The 23,900-nt window shown below is 70.3% G+C and carries 21 protein-coding genes and 2 tRNA genes; 12 read left to right on the plus strand and 11 right to left on the minus strand.

Annotation, left to right across the window (positions count from 1 at the left end; genetic code table 11):
• Positions 1 to 159 precede the first annotated feature (159 nt).
• On the minus strand, positions 160 to 702 hold the full coding sequence (locus ACYSUO_RS31735; protein WP_426901186.1) for a PPA1309 family protein: 543 nt from the start codon (positions 700 to 702) through the stop codon (positions 160 to 162).
• 143 nt (positions 703 to 845) lie between these two features.
• On the opposite strand from ACYSUO_RS31735, the gene ACYSUO_RS31740 reads away from it, so the two are divergent.
• From ACYSUO_RS31740 to ACYSUO_RS31755, 4 genes are all read left to right on the plus strand, one after another.
• Positions 846 to 3,755, plus strand: coding sequence for a UPF0182 family membrane protein (locus ACYSUO_RS31740; protein WP_461779729.1), 2,910 nt, complete (start codon positions 846 to 848; stop codon positions 3,753 to 3,755).
• Positions 3,756 to 3,802: 47 nt separating this feature from the next.
• A tRNA-Met gene (locus ACYSUO_RS31745) sits at positions 3,803 to 3,876 on the plus strand.
• A 228-nt stretch (positions 3,877 to 4,104) separates the two neighbouring features.
• On the plus strand, positions 4,105 to 5,901 hold the full coding sequence (locus tag ACYSUO_RS31750; RefSeq protein ID WP_461779665.1) for a tetratricopeptide repeat protein: 1,797 nt from the start codon (positions 4,105 to 4,107) through the stop codon (positions 5,899 to 5,901).
• 268 nt (positions 5,902 to 6,169) lie between these two features.
• A tRNA-Met gene (locus ACYSUO_RS31755) sits at positions 6,170 to 6,243 on the plus strand.
• Between the two features lie 47 nt (positions 6,244 to 6,290).
• On the opposite strand, the gene ACYSUO_RS31760 is transcribed toward ACYSUO_RS31755, so the two are convergent.
• The 4 genes from ACYSUO_RS31760 to ACYSUO_RS31775 form a co-directional block, all read right to left on the minus strand.
• Positions 6,291 to 7,427 carry an ABC transporter substrate-binding protein gene (locus tag ACYSUO_RS31760; protein ID WP_461779666.1) on the minus strand — a complete coding sequence of 379 codons (1,137 nt, stop codon included), beginning with the start codon at positions 7,425 to 7,427 and terminating at the stop codon, positions 6,291 to 6,293.
• Positions 7,428 to 7,485: 58 nt separating this feature from the next.
• Positions 7,486 to 8,355, minus strand: coding sequence for an ABC transporter permease (locus ACYSUO_RS31765; RefSeq protein WP_461779667.1), 870 nt, complete (start codon positions 8,353 to 8,355; stop codon positions 7,486 to 7,488).
• A gap of 49 nt (positions 8,356 to 8,404) precedes the next feature.
• Entirely contained in the window at positions 8,405 to 9,163 is a 759-nt protein-coding gene (locus ACYSUO_RS31770) for an ABC transporter ATP-binding protein (protein WP_461779668.1), read from the minus strand.
• 166 nt (positions 9,164 to 9,329) lie between these two features.
• Positions 9,330 to 9,749: a Fur family transcriptional regulator gene (locus ACYSUO_RS31775; RefSeq protein WP_461779669.1), complete on the minus strand. Its 420-nt coding sequence runs from the start codon at positions 9,747 to 9,749 to the stop codon at positions 9,330 to 9,332.
• Positions 9,750 to 9,886: 137 nt separating this feature from the next.
• Between ACYSUO_RS31775 and katG the strand changes: the two genes are divergently transcribed.
• Positions 9,887 to 12,103, plus strand: a complete 2,217-nt coding sequence (gene katG / locus ACYSUO_RS31780) for a catalase/peroxidase HPI (protein WP_461779670.1) — start codon at positions 9,887 to 9,889, stop codon at positions 12,101 to 12,103.
• Positions 12,104 to 12,197: 94 nt separating this feature from the next.
• Here katG and ACYSUO_RS31785 read toward each other — a convergent pair whose 3' ends face one another.
• Entirely contained in the window at positions 12,198 to 12,599 is a 402-nt protein-coding gene (locus tag ACYSUO_RS31785; RefSeq protein WP_461779671.1) for a CBS domain-containing protein, read from the minus strand.
• A gap of 180 nt (positions 12,600 to 12,779) precedes the next feature.
• Positions 12,780 to 13,580: a histidinol-phosphatase gene (hisN, locus tag ACYSUO_RS31790; RefSeq protein ID WP_461779672.1), complete on the minus strand. Its 801-nt coding sequence runs from the start codon at positions 13,578 to 13,580 to the stop codon at positions 12,780 to 12,782.
• 154 nt (positions 13,581 to 13,734) lie between these two features.
• On the opposite strand from hisN, the gene ACYSUO_RS31795 reads away from it, so the two are divergent.
• Positions 13,735 to 14,316, plus strand: coding sequence for a TetR/AcrR family transcriptional regulator (locus ACYSUO_RS31795; RefSeq protein WP_461779673.1), 582 nt, complete (start codon positions 13,735 to 13,737; stop codon positions 14,314 to 14,316).
• Positions 14,317 to 14,375: 59 nt separating this feature from the next.
• Here the strand turns inward: ACYSUO_RS31795 and ACYSUO_RS31800 are convergent, their stop codons facing one another.
• From ACYSUO_RS31800 to ACYSUO_RS31815, 4 genes are all read right to left on the minus strand, one after another.
• A complete protein-coding gene (locus tag ACYSUO_RS31800; protein WP_426901168.1) occupies positions 14,376 to 14,699 on the minus strand; it encodes a DMT family transporter in 324 nt (107 codons plus the stop codon).
• A 109-nt stretch (positions 14,700 to 14,808) separates the two neighbouring features.
• The gene (rsgA, locus tag ACYSUO_RS31805; protein ID WP_461779674.1) at positions 14,809 to 15,819 is read right to left on the minus strand and encodes a ribosome small subunit-dependent GTPase A; all 1,011 of its coding nucleotides are present in this window, start codon (positions 15,817 to 15,819) and stop codon (positions 14,809 to 14,811) included.
• 11 nt (positions 15,820 to 15,830) lie between these two features.
• Positions 15,831 to 17,156 (minus strand): 3-phosphoshikimate 1-carboxyvinyltransferase, encoded by a 1,326-nt coding sequence (gene aroA, locus ACYSUO_RS31810; protein ID WP_461779675.1) that lies wholly within the window; start codon positions 17,154 to 17,156, stop codon positions 15,831 to 15,833.
• A gap of 36 nt (positions 17,157 to 17,192) precedes the next feature.
• Positions 17,193 to 17,894 (minus strand): M50 family metallopeptidase, encoded by a 702-nt coding sequence (locus tag ACYSUO_RS31815; protein ID WP_461779676.1) that lies wholly within the window; start codon positions 17,892 to 17,894, stop codon positions 17,193 to 17,195.
• Between the two features lie 60 nt (positions 17,895 to 17,954).
• On the opposite strand from ACYSUO_RS31815, the gene ACYSUO_RS31820 reads away from it, so the two are divergent.
• The 6 genes from ACYSUO_RS31820 to ACYSUO_RS31845 all read left to right on the plus strand — a co-directional run bounded on the left by ACYSUO_RS31820 (position 17,955) and on the right by ACYSUO_RS31845 (position 23,773).
• Entirely contained in the window at positions 17,955 to 18,770 is an 816-nt protein-coding gene (locus tag ACYSUO_RS31820; protein ID WP_461779677.1) for an SOS response-associated peptidase, read from the plus strand.
• Positions 18,771 to 18,853: 83 nt separating this feature from the next.
• Entirely contained in the window at positions 18,854 to 19,492 is a 639-nt protein-coding gene (locus ACYSUO_RS31825; protein ID WP_461779678.1) for an alpha/beta hydrolase family protein, read from the plus strand.
• A gap of 241 nt (positions 19,493 to 19,733) precedes the next feature.
• Positions 19,734 to 20,417 carry an RNA polymerase sigma factor SigR gene (sigR, locus tag ACYSUO_RS31830; protein WP_461779730.1) on the plus strand — a complete coding sequence of 228 codons (684 nt, stop codon included), beginning with the start codon at positions 19,734 to 19,736 and terminating at the stop codon, positions 20,415 to 20,417.
• A complete protein-coding gene (gene rsrA, locus ACYSUO_RS31835) occupies positions 20,414 to 20,710 on the plus strand; it encodes a mycothiol system anti-sigma-R factor (RefSeq protein WP_266713907.1) in 297 nt (98 codons plus the stop codon). The genes sigR and rsrA overlap by 4 nt, the downstream gene beginning before the upstream one ends.
• Positions 20,711 to 20,852: 142 nt before the next feature.
• Positions 20,853 to 22,184: an HD-GYP domain-containing protein gene (locus tag ACYSUO_RS31840; protein WP_461779679.1), complete on the plus strand. Its 1,332-nt coding sequence runs from the start codon at positions 20,853 to 20,855 to the stop codon at positions 22,182 to 22,184.
• 359 nt (positions 22,185 to 22,543) lie between these two features.
• Positions 22,544 to 23,773 carry an HD-GYP domain-containing protein gene (locus ACYSUO_RS31845; protein ID WP_461779731.1) on the plus strand — a complete coding sequence of 410 codons (1,230 nt, stop codon included), beginning with the start codon at positions 22,544 to 22,546 and terminating at the stop codon, positions 23,771 to 23,773.
• The last annotated feature ends 127 nt before the right edge of the window (positions 23,774 to 23,900 follow it).

Consider the following 23,900-nt stretch of genomic DNA (forward strand, 5'->3'; position numbering starts at 1 on the left):
GGGGGGGCGGGCCCCGGCCCCCCCCCCCCCCCCCCCCCGGGGCCCGGCCCCACCCCCCCCCCCCCCCCCCCTGGGCCCACCCCGGCCCACCCACCCCACTCCGGGGGGGCCCCCCCCCCCAACCGGGGGGCCCGCCCCTCTACGTCGACGAAGAAAACGTCAGTCGGCGAACGTCACCGACAGGGCCTCCGCGAGACCCGGTACGAGGTTCGAGCCCGTGAGGACCTCCGTCGTCGCGTCCTTCTCGCGCAGCCGCAGCGCCGAGTCGCGGGTGCCGTCGCGCAGCACGCCGACCGTCATACGGACCTCCTGGCGGTCCGGGTGCTCGGCCACCCACTTCGTGAGCTTCGCGTCGCTGAGGCCCTCCGGGACGGACGCCTCCGCCGACGGCGGCAGCATGAGGCGCTCGACCGTCAGGGCGCAGCCCACGACGGCGTCGGGCCACGCGATGGTGCCGAGGAACTCGTCCAGCGGCTTTCCGGCAGGGATCTCGTCCTGCTCGATCGGGGTGAGGCCCGGGGCCTCCTGCTCGCCCTCGAGCCCGAGCTGGGCGGCGAGAGCGGGTTCCTGGGCGCGCAGCGCGGCGGTGTCGACGAGGGCGAAGAGGCGAGCGGGCTGGTCCCAGCCAAGCCCAGCGGCGTACTCATCGATCTCGAGTACGGCTCGGGTGAGGGGGCTCGCTGCCATGGGAGTGTTGGACATGGTCACAATCCTGCCTCGTTCGTCCCCCGAAGCGGGAACTGAGTAAAGCGTGAGTAAGTTGCATAGGTGATGGGTCCGCTTTCTCGGGGGCCCGACCGACCGACCGAATACCGAACTTCGAGGTGCACACCTTGGCTTTCCAGATGCCGGACCGCGGCGGGGGCCCGACGGGACCGCGGATCAGAGTCGGCCGACCCTCCCGGCGTGCCCGAACGCTGTTGTTGACGCTGGGCGTCCTGGCCGTGCTCGGCATGGCCTTCGTCATGTTCGCCGGATTCTGGACCGACTGGCTCTGGTACCGCTCGGTCAAGTTCTCGTCCGTCTTCACGACTCAGCTGTGGACGAAGATCGGGCTCTTCTTCGTCTTCGGACTGCTGATGGCGCTCGCCGTCGGCGTGAACGTCTGGCTGGCGCACCGGTTGCGCCCGCCGCTGAGCGCCATGTCGATGGAGCAGCAGAGCCTCGATCGCTACCGGATGGGCATCGCGCCCTTCAAGCGGTGGCTGCTCGTCGGCATCACCGCCCTTGTGGGTCTGATCGCGGGAGCCTCGGCCGCCAGCCAGTGGCGTACGTGGCTGATGTTCGTGAACGGCGTGCCGTTCAACCAGAAGGACCCGCAGTTCCACATGGACGTGTCCTTCTACGCGTTCGATCTGCCCTGGTACCGCTTCCTGCTCGGCTTCGGGTTCGCGGCAGCCGTCATCGGCCTGGTCGCCGCGGCGCTGACGCACTACCTGTACGGCGGCCTGCGGATCACCAGCCCGGGCGCGCGGGCCACGGCCGCGGCGACGGGTCACCTCTCCGTCCTGCTGGGCGTGTTCGTCGCCCTGAAGGCGGTCGCGTACTGGCTCGACCGGTACGGGCTCGCGGTGAAGCAGAGCGACTTCAAGGCGACGGACAACTGGACGGGCCTCAGGTACGTCGACGCCAACGCGTATCTGCCGGCGAAGACGATCCTGTTCTGCATCGCCGTCATCTGCGCGATCCTCTTCTTCGCGACCCTGTGGCGGCGCACCTGGCAGCTGCCGGTCATCGGCTTCGGCCTGATGGTGCTCTCGGCGATCCTGATCGGCGGCCTGTACCCGGCCATCGTCCAGAAGTTCCAGGTCCAGCCGAACGAGCAGTCCAAGGAAGCCCCGTACATCAAGAAGAACATCGAGGCGACCCGTAAGGCGTACGGCATCGACAAGGCCAAGCCCGTGGACTACAAGGGCAAGGGTTCGGACGACGCCGCGAAGCAGCGGACGGAGTCCGACTCGGCGGCCAGCTACCGGCTCAACGACCCGAACATCGTCTCGCCGACCTTCCAGCAGCTCGAGCAGCAGCGGAAGTACTACCAGTTCCCGACGACGCTGGACGTGGACCGCTACAACGGCCAGGACACCGTGGTCGGCCTGCGCGAGCTGAACCTGAGCAAGCTCGACAAGCGCAACTGGATCAACGACCACTTCGTCTACACGCACGGCTTCGGTGCCGTGACGGCGAAGGGCACGGCGACCTCCGGTGGCGCCCCGCAGTTCACCGAGTCGGGCCTGCCGACCACCGGCGACCTCGGCGACTACAACCAGCGCATCTACTACGGCGAGAAGACCTCGCAGTACTCGATCGTCGGTGGGCCGCAGAAGGAGCTGGACTACGAGCAGGACGACGGCACGCAGAAGACGACCAGCTACAAGGGCAAGGGCGGCGTCAATCTGGCGAACCCGCTCAACCGCGCCGCGTACGCCGTCGCCTTCAGCGAGCCGCAGATCCTCTACTCGGGGGCCATCGGTGAGGGCTCGCGGATCCTCTACAACCGCACTCCCAAGGAGCGCGTCGAGGCCGTCGCGCCGTGGCTGACGATCGACGGGGACCCGTATCCGACGGTCGTGAACGGCAAGATCAAGTGGGTCATCGACGCCTACACGACGTCGAACGGCTATCCCTACGCGTCCCGTACAACGCTGGGCGACAGCACCGCCGACTCGCTCAACGAGGCGGACAGCCAGCGCGCCGTGGTGGCCCAGCAGAACCAGGTCAACTACATCCGCAACTCGGTGAAGGCGACCGTCGATGCGGGCACGGGCGAGGTCAAGCTCTACACGTGGGACGACAAGGACCCGGTCCTCAAGACCTGGAAGAAGGCGTTCCCCGGCACGGTCGAGCCCAAGAGCGCGATCCCGGCCTCCTTGAAGGAGCACCTGCGCTACCCGCAGGACATGTTCAAGGTGCAGCGTGAGCTGCTGAGCCTCTACCACGTGACGAACTCGAACCAGTTCTACAACGCGTCCGACGCGTGGCAGGTGCCGAACGACCCGACCAAGAAGGACAACAGCGCGGTCCCGCCGTACTACCTGTCCATGAAGATGCCGGGTCAGACCAGCCAGCAGTTCTCGCTGACGACGACGTTCACGCCGAGCGGGCGGCCCAACCTGAGAGCCTTCATGGCGGTCGATGCCGACGCGACGAGTAAGGACTACGGCGCCATAAGGCTCCTCAGAGTCACCGAGGACAAGGTCGCAGGACCCGAGCAGGTACAGAACACGCTCAACTCCTCGGGCTCCGTGGCCAACTGGGTGCGCGATATGAAGGGCGCCGACTCGACGGTCCTGTACGGCAATCTGCTGACGGTGCCGCTCGACAAGGGCTTCCTCTACGTGGAGCCGATCTACGCCCAGGGCCGCAATGCCGAGTACCCACTCATGCGCAAGGTCGCGGTCTCGTACGGCAACAAGATCGGTTTCGCGGACTCGCTGTCCGAGGCGCTCAACGAGGCCTTCCAGGTGGACGGGGACACACCGGCCGAGCCGGAGAAGCCCGGCGGGGACACGAGCGAGACGCCGGAGAACTCGACGGTGAAGGACGCGCTCGCGGACGCCGACGAGGCCTTCAAGGACGGCCAGGAGGCCCTGAAGGACAACGACTGGACCGCCTACGGCAAGGCCCAGGACCGGCTGCAGGACGCCTTGGAACGCGCCGAGGACGCGCAGAACAAGGCCGACAAGGCGGCAGGCGACAACAAGAACGACAAGAACAGTGGCAACGGAGACGACAAGGAGGCGGCCGGCGGCTGACCGGTCAAGTGACCCCTCCGCGCCGTGGTACGGTTTCAACACAACGGCGCGGGGTGGAGCAGCTCGGTAGCTCGCTGGGCTCATAACCCAGAGGTCGCAGGTTCAAATCCTGTCCCCGCTACTGATGATCGAAGGCTCGGAAGCTAAGGCTTCCGGGCCTTCGGTGCGTCGAGGCCCCTGCTGTCATGAGCCCCTGGCATGTGCGAAGCATGTGCGAACGATGCTCCCCTCGGGGGGAGTTGAGAAAACTGTGTTTCACTTGTCTCCCTGTGGGCATGTCGACAAAACGCTGAAGTGACCTCACTGGCTGCGGTATACGAGGTGTACCCAGGTTGCAGGTGGTGCGACGATGGACGTTATGGGGGACAAGGCAACTCTGTTGGAGACAGGGCGGTTTGTGCAGCCGACAGATCGGGACGAACCCGGCGAGGCTGCGGAAGAAGCACGCCAGCGGCTGGCCGCGGAGGCCGGCGACGTCGAGGCGATGAGCGTCCTCGGCGCCATGCTGCTGCGCCGCGGAGATCTCGACGGAGCCGAGCCCCTTCTTCGTGCTGCCACCGGTGCCGGTGACCGGGCCGCGGCCAACAACCTCGGAGTCCTGCTCCACACGCGCGGCTACGCGGAAGAGGCCGCGGGCTGGTGGCGTGTCGCCGCCGTCGCGGGCTCCGCTCCCGCCGCGCATGCCCTGGGCCGTTACTTCCGCGAGCGCGGCGACGAGCCCGCCGCCGAGTACTGGCTGCGCCAGGCCGCCGAGCACGGTCACACCCTGGGCGCCTACGCGCTCGCCGATCTTCTGGAGCACCGCCAGGACGTCGGTGCCGAGCGCTGGATGCGGGTCGCCGCCGAGCGCGGACACCGTGAGGCCGCGTACCGGCTCGCCCGCGCGCTCGACCGGAAGGGCGGCACCGACGTGCTCGTCTCCGGCGACGGCAAGAACCCGGCCGAGGAGGCCGAGCAGTGGTACCGGCAGGCCTCCGCGCGTGGACACCGGCGGGCCGCGCTGCACCTCGGTTCGATCCTGGAGAAGCGTGGCGAGCTGAAAGAGGCCGGACGCTGGTACCTGACCTCCGCCAAGGACGGTGAGGCGCGGGCCGCGTGCGCCCTCGCGTTCCTGCTGCGCGACGCGGGCGACGAGGAGAGTGCCGCCGTGTGGTGGCTGCGGGCCGCCCAGGACGGCGACGGCAACGCGGCGAACGCGCTGGGCGCCCTGCACGCCGAGCGCGGCGAGACGCAGACCGCCGAGCGCTGGTATCGCGCGGCCATGGACGCGGGCGACAACAACGGCGCGTACAACCTCGGCCTGCTCTGCGCCGAGCAGCACCGCACCGCGCAGGCCGAGGGCTGGTACCGGCGCGCCGCCTACGCGGGTCACCGCGAGGCGGCCAACGCGCTGGCGGTGCTGCTCCTGCAGAACGGGGACGCGGTCGGCGCCGAGCCGTGGTTCTCCAAGGCCGCGGAGGCCGGGAGCGTCGACGCCGCGTTCAACCTCGGGATCCTGTACGCGAGTCGGGACGACGAGGCGGCCGCGTTGCAGTGGTACGAGCGGGCCGCGGCCGGTGGGCACACCGAGGCGGCGTTGCAGGCAGGTATCGCGCGGCAGCGTGAGGGCGACGAGCAGGCCGCCGAGCGGCACCTGCGGTGTGCGGCCGGGGGCGGCAGCCCGGAGGCCGCGTATCGGCTCGCCTCGCTGCTCGATGTGCGGCGGCCGCCCGCCGTTCGGCACGAGCTGGGGGAGCCCGTCACCGAGAAGAGCGAGTGCGAGGAGTGGTACGAGCGGGCCGCCGAGCACGGGCACCGTCGGGCGCAGGTGCGGGTCGGGATGCTGGCCGCTGCGCGGGGCGATGTGGTGGAGGCGGCGCGGTGGTACCGGGAGGCCGCGGAGGCCGGGTCGCGCAATGGAGCGTTCAACCTTGGGCTGCTGCTCGCCCGCGAGGGGAGCGAGCCGGAGGCGGCGTTGTGGTGGACGCGGGCGGCCGATGCGGGGCACGGGCGTGCGGCGTTGCGGCTCGCGTTGCTGTGTGCGCGGCGGGGTGACCTCGCCGAGGGGCAGAAGTGGGCGTCCCGTGCGGTCGAGTTGGGACCTGCGGAGGTTGCGGAGCGGGCGGGGCGGTTGCGGGATGCGTTGCGGCAGGAGTTGTCGGCGTAGCGCTGCGCTCGGCCGCACCGGGGGTATCCGGCTGCACCGGGATCTCAGGCTGCGCCGGGGTGGGGGTCGATCGGAGGCGCTGCCCGCGCCGGGGTGCCGCCTTGCCCACCCTGCCGCCCCAGGCGGCAGATTGCCCAAGGCGGCCGGGGCGGGCGGGATGGCGGCGGATTACCCGAGGCGGCGGGGGGGGGCACCCCGTGAGGCCGAGGCCCCGCGGGAAGTGGTTTGCGCTGGTCGGGGGCATGACGTAAGGTTGTGAACACAACGGCGCGGGGTGGAGCAGCTCGGTAGCTCGCTGGGCTCATAACCCAGAGGTCGCAGGTTCAAATCCTGTCCCCGCTACTGAAAGTCCGAGGCCCGGATCCTTAAGGATCCGGGCCTCGGCGTTTTCACGGCTTGTGGCCGACCGCCTCCTCGTACAGCTTCCTGTTCACCGTCTTCGACTCCGGCAGCGGATCGCCCTCGGAGACCCCCGCCGCCTTGTACGCCGCCTGCAACCGGTCCGTCGTGCCGGAGCGGATCTCCCAGTCCATCCGCAGGGACGGCGTCTCCTCCAGGACCTTCTTGTCCGTCTTCAGGAGACGGGCCAGTTCGGCCACGAAGGCGGGGTCCTTCTTGTAGTCGTCCCGGAAGTACGTGTTCACGGTCCGGATGTACGCGCGCAGGAACGCGACGCCCGCGTCCGGGTCCTTGCTGAGCAGGTTCGGCCCGTACAGGAGGCCGCCGAGCGGCTCGCCCTGGGGCTGGCCGCCGAGGAACGCGTAGCGCTTGTCGCCGTCGACCTTGCGCCAGATCGGGTCGAGGAGCCAGGCCGAGTCGACCCCGCCGTTCTGAAGCCCGGTCAGCACGTCGGCCGAGCCGAGCTGTTGGAACTGGATCTTGCTCAGGCCGCCGTCGTGCTTCCTCAGGGCGATGTTCATCGGGTACGAGGCGACCGAGCCCTTGCCGATCAGCGTGCCCATCTTCTTGCCCGCCATCCGGACCTTGGACGCGCTCTGCCCCTTCTTGAGGCGCACCCACAGCCCGCTCTTGGACTTGGGGTCGGGGGAGAAGTTGCCGGACACCCACTTGATGTCGAAGCCGCCGAGGATGCCGTTCATGACCGCCGCCTCCGGGGCGGCCCACTGCGCGTCGATCTCACCCTTGGCGAGGAGCGGGAGGGCGTCGGGCGTGGGGAGGACCTTCAGCTTCACATCCAGGCCCTCCTTCTTGAACTCGCCCTTCTTGACGGCCATTTCGAGCGGGGCCACGTACTCGGCGCTCAGCGTGCCCGTCGCGATCGTCAGCTTGCGCGGCTTGCCGAGCTCGACCGGGGCGGGCGCGCCCTTGTCGCAGCGGGCCGGCTTCCGGTCGGGGGAGCGGTCCGCCGGATCCGTCCAGGAGCCCTTGCCGCAGCCCGCGACCGCCTTGATCGCGCGGGGCTTCGCGGCGGCGTCGGACGGGGTGTCGTTCTTCGCGCAGGACGTCGTGCCGAGCAGCAGGGCGCCGGTCGCGAGCAGGGTCGTACCTACGTATCTGGTGCGCATGGAGCCTCCGTACACAAGAGCAGGCAAGGGCGGAGAGGAAGAGTCGGGAGAGGAAGAGTCAGGACTGGCTGCGGCCCCGGTCGCGTGGGGCCCACGGCGTGAGGAACCGGCCTGCCAGGCGCACCAGTTCGGAGAAGAGGACGCCGAGGGCGGCCACGCAGACGATGCCGACGAACATCACGTCGTTCTGGAAGAGGGCGCGGGCGTCGAAGATCAGATGGCCCAGGCCGTCGTTCGCGGCGATCTGTTCCGAAGCGACGATGACCAGGACCGCGACGCCCGCCGCGATGCGCGCGCCCACCAGGACGGCGGGGAGCGAGGCGGGCAGCAGGATGTGCCGGAACATCTGCCAGGGGGACGCGCCGAAGACCTGGCCGGCGTCCCGGTGGCCGGTGGGGACGGAGATGACCGCCGCCATGGTCGAGATCCATACGAAGAAGAAGACAGTCGCCGCGACGAGTGCGATCTGCGGCCCCTCGCCCAGGCCGAACATGTTCAGGAAGATCGGCAGGAGGGCCAGCTTCGGCACGACGTAGAGGGCGTCGAGGAGGGGTTCGAGGGCCGCGCGGACCAGGGAGATCGAGCCCATGAGGAGACCGAGGAGATAACCCGACACCGTGCCGATGACGTAGCCGGCGAGGACCCGCTTCAAGGTGGCCCAGACGTCCGGCCACAGTTCGCCGTCGGCCGCGCGCTGCCAGCCGTCGGCGAGGATCGTGGACGGCGCCGGGTAGATGCGCTCGTCGATCCAGGACTGGGAGGCCGCGAGCTGCCAGAGCAGGATCAGGACCACGGGGACCGCGATCGCGAGGGAGAGTTCGAGGGCGCGGCGTTTGCGTCGGGCGCGGGTGGGGTGGAGCTCTTGGGGTCCCGGGGCGCGGACCAGGAGGTCGTCGTCCGTGGCCTCGGCCGGAATCAGGTTGGTCATGGGCGCAGCCCATTCGTTGAAAGGACGGTGGTGGGTGACGGGAGGGCGGTCATGCCGGGACCGCCTCCTGGTGCACCTCGCCGCGCAGCAGGTCCCACAACTCGCCCTTCAGGGACGTGAATTCGGGGGTGTCGCGGATGTCGCCGGTGCGCGGGCGCTCGAACGGTGGCCTGCGCTCGGCGATCACGCGGCCGGGTCGGGCCGACATCACCAGGACCCGGTCGCCGAGGACGATCGCCTCCTCCAGGCTGTGCGTGATGAAGAGCGTGGTGGTCCGCGTCGTCTGCGTGAGTGCCAGCAGCTCGTCCTGGAGGATCGTGCGGAGCTGGGCGTCGAGGGCCGCGAAGGGCTCGTCCATGAGGAGGATCTCCGGCTCCACCGCCAGCGCCCGTGCGATCGCGACGCGCTGGCGCATGCCGCCGGAGAGGGCGGACGGGTAGGCGTCGGCGAAGTCGGCAAGGCCCATGCGGGCGAGCCAGTCGCGGGCGCGGGCGTTCGCCTCCTTGCGCGGGGTCTTCTGGATGTCGAGGCCGAAGCGGACGTTGGCCAGGACGGTCTTCCAGTCGTAGATCCCGTAGTCCTGGAAGATCATCGCGGCGGGGCGGGGGCTGCCGGTGCGGATCTCCAGGGTGCCGCCGGAGGGGCGGGTGAGGCCCGCGGCTATCCGGAGCAGGGTGGACTTCCCGCAGCCCGAGGGGCCGACGACGCAGACGAACTCGCCGGGGGTGACCGTCAGGTCGAGCGGTCCGAGGGCGTGCGTGGTGCCGAAAGTCCTGGTGAGTGCGCGGGATTGGAGCTTGGGATGCATGGGCCCTCCGGGGTGCGGCGGATTCTCGTGGGCGACCGCGAGAATATGACGGCCCGTCAGATTGCGGAAGGGGGTGCGTGGTTGGCGCATGCACCGAGGGGCGCAACGCAAAAGGCCCGCACCGTGAGGTGCGGGCCTTTCGGAGGTGAGGGTGCCGGGTGAGGGGCTACACCTTCGCGGCGCAGCTCGGGCACAGGCCCCGGTAGGTGACCTCGACGTCCGAGATCGTGAAGCCGAAGCGCTCCGACGAGGGGAGGGCCGTCAGGGGATTGCCCTCCGGATGCACGTCGCGGATCTGGCCGCACAGGTCGCAGACCAGGTGCTGGTGCGGGCGGTGCGCGTTCGGGTCGTAGCGCTTGGCGCGCTTGTCCGTCGCGACCTCGATCACCTCGCCGAGCGACACCATCTCACCCAGCGTGTTGTAAACGGTGGCCCGTGAGATCTCCGGCAGCTTCGCTGTCGCGCGCGCATGCACCTCGTCAGCGGTGAGGTGGACGTGGTCTCCGTCGAGGACCTCGGCCACGACGCGTCGCTGCGCGGTCATCCGCCAGCCACGTCCGCGCAGCCGTTCCAACAGGTCACTCATAAGGGCCAGCCTAACAGTCAGGGGACCTTGGCCCCGAATGGATGTGACTTTGGAGCTTTCCTTGACTTAGACATTGTCCATTGTAGGATCAAGCTCGGCTATAGCCAAGCGACAGGACGACTCGGGAAGGGCACCCAATGTCCGAGAATCAAGAAGCACCGCCGGTCACGGACCCGAAGACGGAGGCGGCGGGCGGTTGTCCGGTCGCGCACGACCGGGCCGCGCACCCGACGCAGGGCGGTGGCAACCGCCAGTGGTGGCCGGAGCGGCTCAATCTGAAGATCCTTGCGAAGAACCCGGCCGTGGCGAACCCCCTTGGTGAGGAGTTCGACTACGCCGAGGCATTCAAGTCCCTCGACCTGCCCGCCGTGAAGCGGGACATCGCCGAGGTGCTCACCACTTCCCAGGACTGGTGGCCGGCCGACTTCGGCCATTACGGCCCGCTGATGATCCGTATGGCGTGGCACTCCGCCGGTACGTACCGCATCAGCGACGGCCGCGGTGGCGCCGGTGCGGGCCAGCAGCGCTTCGCCCCGCTCAACAGCTGGCCGGACAACGGCAACCTCGACAAGGCCCGCCGTCTGCTGTGGCCGGTGAAGAAGAAGTACGGCCAGAGCATCTCCTGGGCCGACCTCTTGATCCTCACCGGCAATGTCGCCCTGGAGACCATGGGCTTCGAGACCTTCGGCTTCGCCGGCGGCCGCGCGGACGTGTGGGAGCCCGACGAGGACGTCTACTGGGGCCCCGAGCAGATCTGGCTCGACGACCAGCGCTACAGCGGCGACCGCGACCTCGAGGACCCGCTGGGCGCCGTCCAGATGGGCCTCATCTACGTCAACCCCGAGGGTCCCAACGGGAACCCGGACCCGATCGCCGCGGCCCGCGACATCCGTGAGACGTTCCGCCGCATGGCGATGAACGACGAGGAGACCGTCGCCCTCATCGCCGGTGGCCACACCTTCGGCAAGACCCACGGTGCGGGCGACGCGGACCTCGTCGAGGCCGAGCCCGAGGGCGCCCCGATGGAGCAGATGGGCCTCGGCTGGAAGTCCGGGCACGGCTCCGGCAAGGGCCGTGACTCCATCACCTCCGGCCTCGAGGTGACCTGGACCTCCACCCCGACCAAGTGGTCCAACGAGTTCTTCAAGAACCTCTTCGGGTACGAGTGGGAACTCACGCAGTCCCCGGCCGGTGCCAACCAGTGGGTGGCGAAGGACGCCGAGGCGACCATCCCGGACCCCGAGGACTCGTCGCAGAAGCGTCTGCCGACGATGCTGACGACCGACCTCTCGCTGAGGTTCGACCCGATCTACGAGCCGATCTCGCGGCGCTTCTACGAGAACCCCGAGGAGTTCGCGGACGCCTTCGCCCGCGCCTGGTACAAGCTGACGCACCGTGACCTGGGCCCGGTCGTCCGCTACCTCGGCCCGGAGGTCCCCTCCGAGGAGCTGCTGTGGCAGGACCCGCTGCCGGAGCGCGAGGGCGAGGTCATCGACGCCGCCGACATCGCCGCGCTGAAGCAGCAGATCCTCGGCTCGGACCTCACGATTTCGCAGCTGGTGTCCGCGGCCTGGGCCTCGGCCTCCTCCTTCCGCGGCGGCGACAAGCGCGGCGGCGCCAACGGTGCCCGCGTCCGCCTCGAGCCGCAGCGCGGCTGGGAGGTCAACGACCCGGAGAACCTCGCGCAGGTGCTGCGCACGCTCGAGGGCATCCAGGAGTCCTTCAACGCCGGCGGCGGCAAGAAGGTCTCGCTGGCCGACCTGATCGTGCTCGCGGGTTCCGCGGCCGTCGAGAAGGCCGCCAAGGACGGCGGCGTCGAGGTCGAGGTGCCGTTCACGCCTGGCCGTGTCGACGCCTCGCAGGAGAAGACCGACATCGAGTCGTTCTCCGCGCTGGAGCCGAAGGCCGACGGCTTCCGTAACTACGTCGGCAAGGGCAACCGCCTCCCGGCGGAGTTCCTGCTCACCGACAAGGCGAACCTGCTCACCCTGAGCGCGCCCGAGATGACCGTCCTCGTCGGCGGTCTGCGCGTCCTCGGCGCCAACACGGGCGGCTCGAAGCACGGCGTCTTCACCGACCGCCCCGGCACGCTGACGAACGACTTCTTCGTCAACGTGACCGACATCGGCACGGAGTGGAAGTCCACGTCCGAGGCGCAGGACGAGTTCGAGGGCCGCGTCGGTGGCGCGGTCAAGTGGACCGGCACCCGCGCCGACCTGGTCTTCGGCTCCAACTCCGAGCTGCGCGCGCTCGCCGAGGTGTACGCGAGCGACGACGCCAAGGAGAAGTTCGTGAAGGACTTCGCCGCGGCGTGGAGCAAGGTCATGGACCTGGACCGGTTCGACCTGCGCTGATCGCGGAGCACTGAGCGCGCCTAGGCGTGCGACAGCGATGAGGGCCGGCTCCCTTCGGGGGGCCGGCCCTCCTTGTCGTGTGCGTCGCGGATGCCTACCCGGTGAGCGCCGGCGCCTGGCGCCGGGCCGGGGCCCAGCGGCGGATGATGTCGCGGACCGAGACGATGCCGACCGGCTCCTGGTCGTCGAGCACGATGAGATGCCGGAAGCCGCCGTGCGCCATGGCGGCCGCGGCCTCCTCCACGGTCCACGACGGGGACGCGAAGACGACGTCCGTGGTGGTGTGGGTGCCTGCGGTCTCCAGGTCCGGATCCTGGTTCTGGCCCAGGGCGTTGAGGATGTCGCGCTCGGTCAGAATGCCGACGCCGATGCCGTCCGGGTCGAGGACGACGGCGGCGCCGACGTGCCGCGCGGACATCAGCCGGGCCGCCTGGCGAAGGGTGTGGTTGGGGCCGATGGTGAGGACCATCGTGCTCATGGCGTCACGGACGAGCATGGATGGAGCCACCTTCCTGTGTGAGGTACTTGTGGCACCGGGCCCGTACGGAACGAGAAACGGTTCACAAGTTCACAAGTGGGGGGACTCTCAGAGTTGCAGGTAAAGGGAGTGCCAACAAGGGGGCGCGAGAGGCGAGTTCAGGGGCGCGAGAAGCTCAACCCGCGCCAGGCCCCGCACTCACACCGAAGCGCGCAGATAGCTCAGCAGTTGGTCGTGGAGCAGACCGTTCGAGGCCGCCGCGTTGCCACTGTGCGGGCCGGGGCGTCCGTCGAGTCCGGTGTAGCTGCCACCCGCCTCGGAGACGACGATCGCAGGCGCCGCCATGTCCCACAGGGAGAGCTCCGGTTCGGCGCACATGTCGATCGAGCCCTCGGCGACCATCATGTACGGCCAGAAGTCCCCGTAGCCGCGCGTGCGCCACACGGCGCGCGACAGGTCGAGGAAACCGTCGAGCCTGCCCTGCTCCTCCCAGCCGGTCAGCGAGGAGTACGCGAACGAGGCGTCCTCCAGGCGGCCCACCTTGGAGGCGTGGATGCGCGACGCGGAGGTCAGGCTGCGGCCCGTGTACGCGCCCGCTCCCTTCGCCGCCCACCAGCGGCGCTGCAGTGCGGGGGCGGAGACGACGCCGACGACCGGCTGGTAACCGCCCTCGCCGGCCTCCATCAGGGAGATCAGCGTGGCCCAGACCGGGACGCCGCGCACATAGTTCTTGGTCCCGTCGATCGGGTCGATGACCCAGCGGCGCGGGCCCGTGCCCTGTACCCCGTACTCCTCGCCCAAGATCGCGTCACGCGGCCGTGCCCGTTGGAGGTTGCCGCGGATCAACTCCTCGGCGGCCTTGTCGGCCTCGCTCACCGGAGTCATGTCCGGCTTGGTCTCCACCTTCAGGTCGAGAGCCTTGAACCGGTCCATCGTCGCGGCATCGGCGACGTCCGCGAGGACGTGGGCGAGCCGCAGATCATCTTGGTAGTCGGGCATGAGTGAACAGTATCGATCGTGGTACGCCGACTGCTACAGGGACCGATCCGACGCCGGTCCCGGTGTGCTCGGCGAGGGGGATTGACACCGCGTACGAGCGCGTCAACCCTGACCACACAGGCCTGACGAAACCCGGCGAACCGGGGAGGCGACGATGCCTGCAGCGCGGGAGTCCCTACTGGAAGCGGCCTACACGGCGCTCGGTCGGCGGCCGTGGGGCGGGGTACGGATGGTCGACGTGGCAGCGCTCGCCGGGGTCTCCCGGCAGACCCTCTACAACGAGTTCGGCAGCAAGGAAGGGCTCGCGCGCGCCCTCGTACGCCGAGAGGCCGACGCCTATCTCGCGGGCGTGGACCGGGCGTTGAAGGAGGGCGGGCTCGACGGGGTGGCCGAGTGGACCGTCGCCAGCGCGCGGCGCAATCCGCTGGTGCGGGCCGCGCTCACCGGGTGCTGGAGCGAGCGCCTGCCCGCGCCGACGCTGTCCGCCGTGCCGTCCTCCTCGTCCGTGCCGGCCCAGCGCAGAGCGGACGGGCCGCTGCCGGCGCCCGGCGACTTCGTGGCCGCCGTGCGCGACCGGAGCGTGGCCGCGCTCGGGGTGCCGGGCGTCGCGAAGAGCGAGATGGAGGCGCTGTCGCGGGACTGCGAGGTGGCGGTGCGGCTCGCGCTGTCGTGCGTGATGGCGCCGCCGGGAGAGGGCGGCGTCGCGCGGATGGTGCGCGAGGTCCTGCGGCGGTAGCGCGGACGTTCAGTGCGGAGGTAGTGCGGACGCGTCAGTACGGAGGTAGCGCGGACGCGTCAGTGCGCCGAGCCCGACAGCTGCAGGCCGATCACGCCCGCGATCACCAGGCTGATCGAGACGATCTTGAGGACCGAGACCATGTCACCGAGGAAGACCATGCCGTAGATCGCCGTGCCGGCCGCGCCGATGCCCGTCCACACCGCGTAGGCAGGACCCACGTCGAGCTTCTTCAGAGAAAGCGTAAGGAGTCCGAAACTGCCGAGGGCGAACGCGGCGAACGCGATCGTCGGCCACAGCCGGGTGAAGCCGTGGGAGAGCTTCAGGCAGACGGCGAATCCGGTCTCCAGGATCCCCGCGACGACGACCAGCAGCCACGCCATGTCCTTGTGCCTCCCGCGTTCCACTGATCTCTGGATGTCTGTGATCTTGCGTCCGGCTTGGTGCGATTATGCCCTTACCTGTGTGGCGCGGCAGCAAACAAGCGCGAGCTCAGTCGCCCTCCCGGCGCTCCCGTGTCGCGAGGAGGCGGCGCAGCGAGTACAGCCGGGCCGGATCCGCGTGCCCTTCCTCCACGTAGGCGTCCAGGGCGCAGTCGGGCTCGTCGTGGCTGCACGCGCGCGGGCAGTTCTCCGTGCCCGGCACCAGGTCCGGGAAAGCGTTGATGACGCGCGACGGGTCCACGTGGTGCAGTCCGAACGACCGCACGCCGGGCGTGTCGATCACCCAGCCCGCGTCCCCCGACAACGGCAGCGCGAGCGCCGACGTCGTCGTGTGCCGACCGCGCCCGGTCACCGCGTTGACATGCCCCGTCGTACGCCGCTGATCGTTCGGCACCAGGGCGTTGACCAGCGTCGTCTTTCCGACACCGGAGTGGCCGACGAACGCCGTGATCTTCCCGTCGAGCTGCTCGCGCACCCGCTCCACGGCCGTGCCGTCCTCCAGCTCCTCGCGGCTGGTGACGACGTACGGGATGTCGAGCGCCCCGTACAGGTCGAGCATCTTGTCCGGCGGGGCCAGGTCCGACTTCGTCAGGACGAGGAGCGGGGTGAGGCCGCCGTCGAACGCCGCGACCAGGCAGCGGTCGATCATGCGCGGGCGCGGCTCGGGGTCGGCGAGCGCGGTGACGATGGCGAGCTGGTCGGCATTGGCGACGACCACCCGCTCGTACGGGTCGTCGTCGTCCGCCGTGCGGCGCAGCAGGGAGCTGCGGCCTCCGATGCGGACGATGCGCGCGAGGGTGTCCTTCTTGCCGGACAGATCGCCGACCACGGAGACCCGGTCGCCCACGACCGCCGCCTTGCGGCCCAGCTCGCGGGCCTTCATCGCGGTCACGGGGACGTCGTCGATGAGGACCGTGAGGCGGCCGCGGTCGACCGTGAGGACCATGCCCTCGGCCGCGTCCTCGTGCTTGGGACGGATGTTGCTCCGCGGCCGGTTGCCCTTGCGGTTCGGGCGCTGCCGGATGTCGTCCTCGTCGGTGTGCTTGCCGTAGCGGCGCATCGCGTGTGCCCCTACGCCCGGTCGGTCCCGAGCATCGCGGCCCACATGTCGGGGAAGTCCGGCAGCGTCTTCGCGGTGGTCGCCACGTTCTCGATCTGTACGTCCTTGACCGCGAGGCCGATGATCGCGCCCGCGGTGGCCATGCGGTGGTCGTCGTACGTGTGGAAGATCCCGCCGTGCAGCTTGCGCGGGCGGATGTGCAGGCCGTCGGCGGTCTCCGTCACATCACCGCCCAGCTCATTGATCTCCTTGGTGAGTGCGGCGAGCCGGTCCGTCTCGTGCAGGCGAAGGTGGGCGACGCCGCGCAGGGTGGACGGGGAGTCGGCCAGGGCGGCCACCGCGGCGATGCCGGGGGTCAGCTCGCCGACCTCGCTCAGGTCGACGTCGATGCCGTGGATCGACCCGGACCCGGTGAACTCGAGCCCGCGCTCGGTCAGTTCACAGCTGCCGCCCATCTGCGTGAAGATGTCGCGCAGCGCGTCGCCGGGCTGCGTGGTGTGCTCCGGCCAGTCGGGGATCGTCACCTTGCCGCCGGTGACCAGGGCCGCGGCGAGGAACGGCTGGGCGTTCGAGAGGTCCGGCTCGATGGTGATGTCCCGGCCGAGCAGGGCGCCGGGCGTGACCCGCCACACGTTCGCCTCGCCGCCCGACTCCGGGGTGTCGACCTGGGCGCCGACCGCGCGCAGCATGTCGACCGTCATGCGGATGTGCGGCATGGAGGGGAGCGCCGAGCCCGTGTGCCGGACCTCGACTCCCTGGTTGAAACGCGGGCCCGACAGCAGCAGGGCGCTCACGAACTGGGAGGACGACGAGGCGTCGATCTCGACCGGGCCGCCCTCCAGGGCGCCCCCGCCGTGCACCGTCAGCGGCAGCGCGCCGCGTCCCTCGTCGTCGATCCGGGCGCCGAGCGCGCGCAGCGCGTCGATCACGCCGTGCAGCGGACGCTCGTACGACCGGGGGTCGCCGTCGAACCGGATCGGGCCGTCGGCGAGCGAGGCGACCGGCGGCAGGAAGCGCATCACGGTGCCCGCGTTGCCGACGTCGACCGTGGCGGGCCCCTGAAGGCCGGACGGGATGACGCGCCACGCCTCACCGGACCCGTCGGGCCCCACGCCTTCCTCGATGCCCACACCCATCTCGCGCAGCGCGGCCGCCATCAGCAGCGTGTCGCGGGAGCGCAGCGGGCGGCGCAGCCAGCCCGGCTCCGCGGCGAGCGCGGCGAGCACGAGCGCCCGGTTGGTGACGGATTTGGACCCCGGCACCTGAACAGTCGCGTCGACGGCTCCGCTCGCGAGAGGGGCGGGCCAGAGGGCGGTGTGGGCCGGGTTCGTGGTCATGCCCCAACTCTAGTCGGCCCCCGGGAAGGCACCTGCTCACAGCCCCAGCAGCCAGCGGCCACCGCCGAGCAGTGAGCACAGTGAGACGGCGTGGAAGAAAAACAGCCACATTCCCGCGGGTACGTGCGTGAGGCGCGAGAGCTGGTCGGCGTCGGAGTCGCCCGCGCCTCCCCTGTGACGCTTGCGCTGCAGCTCGAAGGCGGGGCGTACGCCGCCGAGCAGCAGGAACCAGACGACGGTGTACGCGAAGGCGGCCTGGACCTGCGGTCCCGTGAGCCAGGAGACGAGGACGAAGGCGCCGCCGGCGACGACGACGGTCAGCACCCCGTACGCGTTCCTGATCATCACGAGCATCGCCACGAGCAGCGCCGTGGCCAGCCACAGCAGCAGTGTGATGTGCCCCTCGGAGAGCAGCGCCGCGCCGCCGAGACCGAGCAGCGGCGGGGCCGTGTACCCGGCGGCCGCGGTCAGGATCATGCCGAGGCCGGTCGGTTTGCCGCGGCTCACGGTGAGGCCGCTGGTGTCGCCGTGCAGCCGGATGCCGTCGAGGCGGCGGCCCATCAGCAGGGCGATCAGGCCGTGGCCGCCCTCGTGGGCGATCGTGATGGCGTTACGGGACAGCCGCCAGATGCTGTGCGGGACGATCGCGGCGAGCGCGACGACGGCCGTGGCGATCGTCACCCACTGGTCGGGGTCGGACTGGGTCCCGAAGATCCGGTCCCAGAGGCTGGCGTCCATGTATTTCGGCTGCTCCCGTTCGGGTTCGGTGGCGGGTCGGCATCTGGCACTGTGGCACGTATGTGCGGACGTTATGCATCGAGTCGCAGGCCCGAGGATCTCGCAGGAATCTTTGAGATCGAGAAGTGGGAGCCGGAGGAGGCCTATGAGGCCGACTTCAATGTGGCTCCCACCAAAGAGGTCTACGCGGTTCTCGACCGCCCGGTGAAAGACGCCGACGACCCCCGTCCGGTTCGCCAGCTGCGTAAGCTCAAGTGGGGGCTGGTGCCGTCGTGGTCCAAGACGCCTGAGGGCGGCGCCCGCATGATCAACGCGCGGGCCGAGACCGTGCACGAGAAGCCCTCGTACCGCAAGGCCTTCACCACGCGGCGCTGCATCCTGCCCGCGGACGGCTATTACGAGTGGGTGACCGCGCCGGCCGAGCGCGAACTGGAGGTCGAGGGCAAGAAGAAGCGGCTCCGCAAGCAGCCGTACTTCGTGACGCCCGCGGACGGCTCGGTCTTCGCGATGGCCGGGATCTACGAGTTCTGGCACGACCGCACGCTCCCGGACGAGCATCCGCTGGCCTGGTGGGTGACGTGCTCCGTGATCACCACGGAGGCGGAGACCGCGCCGCTCGGTGTCGCGCCGAAGGAGGGGCCGGGGTCCCTCGCCGACATCCACCCCCGGATGCCGCTGATGCTGACGCCGGACCGGTGGGACGACTGGCTGGACCCGGCCCGTACGGACGTCGATGACCTGCGCACCCTCCTCGCCCCTCCTCCGGAGGGGCTGATGCGGGCGTATCCCGTGTCCACGGCGGTGAGCAATGTGCGCAACAACGGCGCGGAGCTTGTGCGGGAGTTGGAGGGGCCGGAGGTGGGGACGCTCTTCTGATGCGGCCGACCGTGGTGGACGACTCGGGGCTCTGCCCCGGACCCCGCGGGCTCTCGTCCCAGAGCGGGGCTTAAATGGCGCTCGTGACTCGTAGCGAAATCATTCCCACCGAAGTCGGCGACGCGCGCATCACCTGGCACCCCGCCAAGAAACCGAAGCTGGTGCTGGGCGTCAGTCATGGGGCCGGGGGCGGGATCGAGGCGCGCGACCTTGTGGCCCTCGCCGCCGTCCTCCCCGCCCACGGAGTGACCGTCGCTCTCGTGGAGCAGCCCTGGCGCGTCGCGGGGAAGAAGCTCGCGCCCGCCCCGAAGGCGCTCGACAAGGGGTGGCGGGGCATCTGGCCCGCACTGGAGAAGCCCGGACTCCCGGTGATCGCCGGAGGCAGGAGCGCCGGCGCCCGCGTCGCCTGCCGTACCGCGGGGGAGCTCGGCGCCGGCGCCGTGCTCGCGCTCAGCTTTCCGCTGCACCCGCCGGGCAAGCCGGAGAAGTCCCGCGCCGAGGAACTCCTCGGCGCGGGCGTGCCCACCCTCGTCGTACAGGGCGGCAACGATCCCTTCGGCAAGCCCGCGGAGTTCCCGGCGTCCGGTACGTACGAACTCACCGAAGTCCCCTACGGGGACCATGGTTTCGCCGTCCCCAAGCGCGCGGACATCACCCAGGACGAGGCCCTCGCCGTGATCACCGACGCGGTCACGAAGTGGGCCGGATCACTCGTCCAGTGATCGGGAATGTTGAGGCCGGGACGGCTGTTGTGCGGACTGTCGGTGCACAGAGTTCGTACGAGAGGAAGTCCGCCGCATGGGTTCAGTCGCTTGCCCCAGCCGTGCCACCGCTCCTGACCTGGAGTGGAGCGTGCTGAGCGCGGCCAAGACCGCTCCTGTTCGGGCGGCGGGCGGACCGGATCGTCGTCTATCCTCCGATTCGAGCGGGGTCTCCTTTGGCTCCGTGACATCGCTTGAGGAGGTGGGTCCGGTCACAGGGACCGACGCAGGGACCGAGCACGGCCACGCGGAGGAGCGCCCCGAGACTCCCGGGAACGGGGAGAGCACCGATGAGCGCAACGCGCGCTTCGAGCGGGACGCGCTGGAATTTCTCGACCAGATGTACTCGGCGGCCCTGCGCATGACGCGCAACCCGGCCGACGCCGAGGACCTGGTGCAGGAGACGTACGCGAAGGCGTACGCCTCGTTCCACCAGTTCCGTGAGGGCACGAACCTCAAGGCGTGGCTGTACCGGATCCTCACGAACACTTTCATCAACTCGTACCGCAAGAAGCAGCGCGAGCCCCAGCGCAGTGCCGCCGAGGAGATCGAGGACTGGCAGCTGGCCCGCGCCGAGTCGCACATGTCGACCGGTCTGCGCTCCGCCGAGTCGCAGGCGCTCGACCACCTGCCCGACTCGGACGTGAAGCGGGCCCTCCAGGCGATCCCCGAGGAATTCCGCATCGCGGTCTATCTCGCGGACGTAGAGGGCTTTGCGTACAAGGAGATCGCGGACATCATGGGAACACCCATCGGTACGGTGATGTCCCGGCTGCACCGTGGCCGTCGCCAGCTGCGCGGCATGCTGGAGGACTACGCCCGTGACCGCGGGCTCGTCCCGGCCGGTGCCGGTCAGGCGAACGAAGCGAAAGGCTCGGGCTCATGAGCTGCGGAGAGCCGCACGAGACGGACTGCAGTGAAGTCCTGGACCATCTCTACGAGTTCCTCGATCACGAGATGCCGGACAGTGACTGCACCAAGTTCGAGGTGCACTTCGAGGAGTGCTCCCCGTGCCTGGAGAAGTACGGCCTTGAGCAGGCCGTGAAGAAGCTGGTCAAGCGGTGCTGCGGTCATGACGACGTGCCCACCGACCTGCGGGCCAAGGTCATGGGGCGGATCGAAGTGATCCGCTCAGGCCAGGTCACGCCCGAAGAGGGCATGGGCAACCCGCTCGCCTGAAGTACCTGCTGAACCGGGCCCCGTTCACCCGATCGTGCGAATCCGGGGCCCGAGGTCCGGGCAATCCCCGTGATGCGCCGCGAGCGCCTTCCCGCGCGTCCTATCCTCCCTGAACTGGACGCCTTGGGGAGGGAGTTGGGGCATGCGGTCGGTTCCGCCTGTGGCCCGTGCGTATGTGCTCCTGACCGCCGGCGTCGCCGCGGTCTGTGCCGCCCCCGCGTTCTCCACCACCACGTCGTGGCCCGGCGTCGCGCTGCTCGCGTTCCTCTACGCGGGGTGTGAGCAGCTCGGCCGCTGCCGCCTCGTCGGGCGGCGCGCGCCCAAGGGGATGGGCACCTTCTTTCCCGTGCTGCTCGCCGGGGCGTTTCTGCTGCCGCCGGCCGCCGCCGCGCTCGTCGCCCTGCCCGGCGCCCTGCTCACCGCTGTCGAACGGCGGCCCGCCTGGCTGCGCAAGGTGTGGCGCGCGGCCCAACTCGCCCTCGCCTCCTGGGCCGCGGCGCGGGTCTTCGGCGCGCTCGGCGGGCCCGAAGCGGTCGCCGACCCCCGGTTCCCGTACGCGCTCGTACCCGGCGGCGCCGCGGTCCTCGCGTTCTGCGTCGCGCTCACCGTGCTCGACGGGGGCGTGCTCGCCACCGCGGAGCGGGTTCCGGTGCGCAGTGCCTGGCGCGGGCTCTTCCTGCGGATGCTCGCGCCGGTGGCCGCGCACGGGCTCGCGGGCCTGGTGATGGCGACGATGTGGACGAGCTCGTACGGTCCGCTCGCCGCCCTCCTCGTGCTCCTGCCGATGTACATCTCCTGCTGGGTGTTCGCCCAGTACCAGCGGGAGTGGTCGGCCCACCAGGCCACGATCAGGGCGCTCGTGCAGGCCGTCGACATCAAGGACGGCTACACGCGCGGGCACAGTGAGCGGGTCGGGCAGGCGTCGATGATGATCGCGCGTGAGCTCGGGATGGCGGGGGAGCGGGTGGAGGCGCTGCGGTTCGCCGGGATCCTGCACGACGTGGGGAAACTCGGCGTGCCCACGCGGTTGTTGCGCAAGGACGGGCCGTTGACGCCCGAGGAGCGCGAGGTCATTCAGCTGCATCCCGAGTACGGGCACGAGATGGTGCGGGGGATCGCGTTCCTGGACGAGGCGCGGGCGGCGATCCTGCATCACCATGAGCGGCTCGACGGGAGCGGGTATCCGTACGGGCTCGCGGGGGCGCAGATTCCGGAGTTCGCGCGGGTGGTGGCGGTGGCGGACGCGTTCGACGCGATGACCTCTACGCGTACGTATTCGCGGGCGCGGCCCGTTTCGGTGGCGTTGACGGAGCTGGAGAGGTGTGCCGGTTCGCAGTTCGATCCGGTGATGGTGGGGGCGCTGGTGCGGGTGCTTGAGCGGGACGGGTGGCATCCCGTGGTCACGGCGGACGAGGCGGTGGTGCCTCCGGCCCGTGCGGAAAGCGTCGCCGTTCCGCCGGCGGCGTCCCGGTGACGGGGGCCGGGCCGGAGCGTGGCGCGGGGGCCTCGGATCCGTTGCGCGGCACCGGGGGCCGCCTTGCCCACCCTGCCGCCCAAGGCGGCAGATTGCCCAAGGCGGGGGCAGGGTCGGCCGTCTCGGGTGGGGGAGCCGTGGAGAGTGGCAGATTGCCCAAGGCGGGGGCAGGGTCGGCCGTCTCGGGTGGGGGAGCTGTGGAGAGCGGCAGATTGCCCAAGGCGGGGGAGGTACCCCGTTGGGCAGACGCCACCGGCGGGGGCGGGTGGGCGGGAGATGGGCGAGGAGATGTCGGAGGGGGCGGCGTGGCTGAGGTGGGGGTCGGCGAGCGTCGTGGGGCGGGGAGGCGGCTCAGTGGCTTGCTCGTGGGGGTGTTCGGGGTTGCCGTGGTGCTTGCCTCCGTGGGGGTGGGGGACACCGTTTGGCACGGCGTTGTCGAGCGGGGGAATGCGCTGGCTTTTGGCGTGCTCGTCGCCGTCGGGGAGCTGACGCGGCGGGGTGGCGCCGAGGACCGGGAGGCCGCGCCGCTCGGGGCCGCGGGAGCGCTCGCGTACGCGTTGCTCGGCGAGGTCGCGGGGCGGCCCACGCACCACGGCGCGCTCCAGGTCGTCGCGATCGTCGTCGCGGGCACGCTCGTCGGCTGCATACCGCACGTGGCACGCGGCAAGGGCGCCTCGCTCGACCACGTGACGCGGCGCGTGCTCACCGTCGCGTTCGCCGCCGTCTGCTTCCAACCGCTCTACAACGAAGGCGTGTTGGCGGAGTGGTTCGGGGACGGGGCGTACTACGCGCTGCTGATCGTCGGGCTGCTGGTGCTGACCGCGCTGTGCGATGCCGTGCTCGCCGCCGCCATGGCGCACGCCAGGACGCGCTGGCCGTTCGGCCCGCTGCTGCGCGACGAGCTGCGGGCGATGCTCGGGATCGGCTCTGCCGTGTGCGCGACGGGCGCCGTCATGGCGCTCGCCGTCGCCGTCGCCGGGCTGTGGGCGCTGCCCCTGATCAGCCTGCCGCTCCTGCTCACCCAGTTGGCGTTCCGCCGGTACGCCGTGGTCAAGGCCACGTACCGGCAGACCATCACCTCACTGGCCCGCGCCACCGAGATCGCCGGCTACACCCCGCACGGGCACGCCCGCCGGGTCGCCGCGCTCAGCCGGGCCGTCGGCCGCGACCTGGGGCTCTCCCAGCCGGACCTGTCGGTGCTCGAGTACGCGGCGCTGATGCACGACATCGGGCAGCTCTCGCTCGTCGACCCGGTGGCCGAGGGCGCCACCGCCGCGCTGCCGGCCGCCCAGCAGCGTCGGATAGCCCTGCTCGGCGGCGCCGTCGTCCGCCAGACCGGGGTGGACACCCAGGTGGCGGTGGTGGTCGAGCGGCAGGCGGACCCGTACCGCGAGCAGCCGCTCATCGCCCGGATTGTGCGGACAGCGAACGCGTACGACGAGATGGTGAGGGAACAGGGACCTCAGGGGCCGCTCAGGGCCCTGGAAAACCTGCGTCTGGCCACGGGCCGCGACTACCAGCCGGAGGTCGTGGAAGCGCTGGCCAGGGTGGTTGGAACGCCCGGTCTGAGCCTAGGGTCGGTTGGGTAACCCATGGGTAATGAGCGGTCGTCCGACCGTACGTGGTTGGATGCAAAGCAAGGTAGAACACGCAACGCAAGGCACGCGGAAAACTCGGCGTCCGGGGGCCCAGGCCTCGAGTATCGGCAGGCGGGAA

The sequence above is a fragment of the Streptomyces sp. UC4497 genome, from assembly GCF_054871485.1.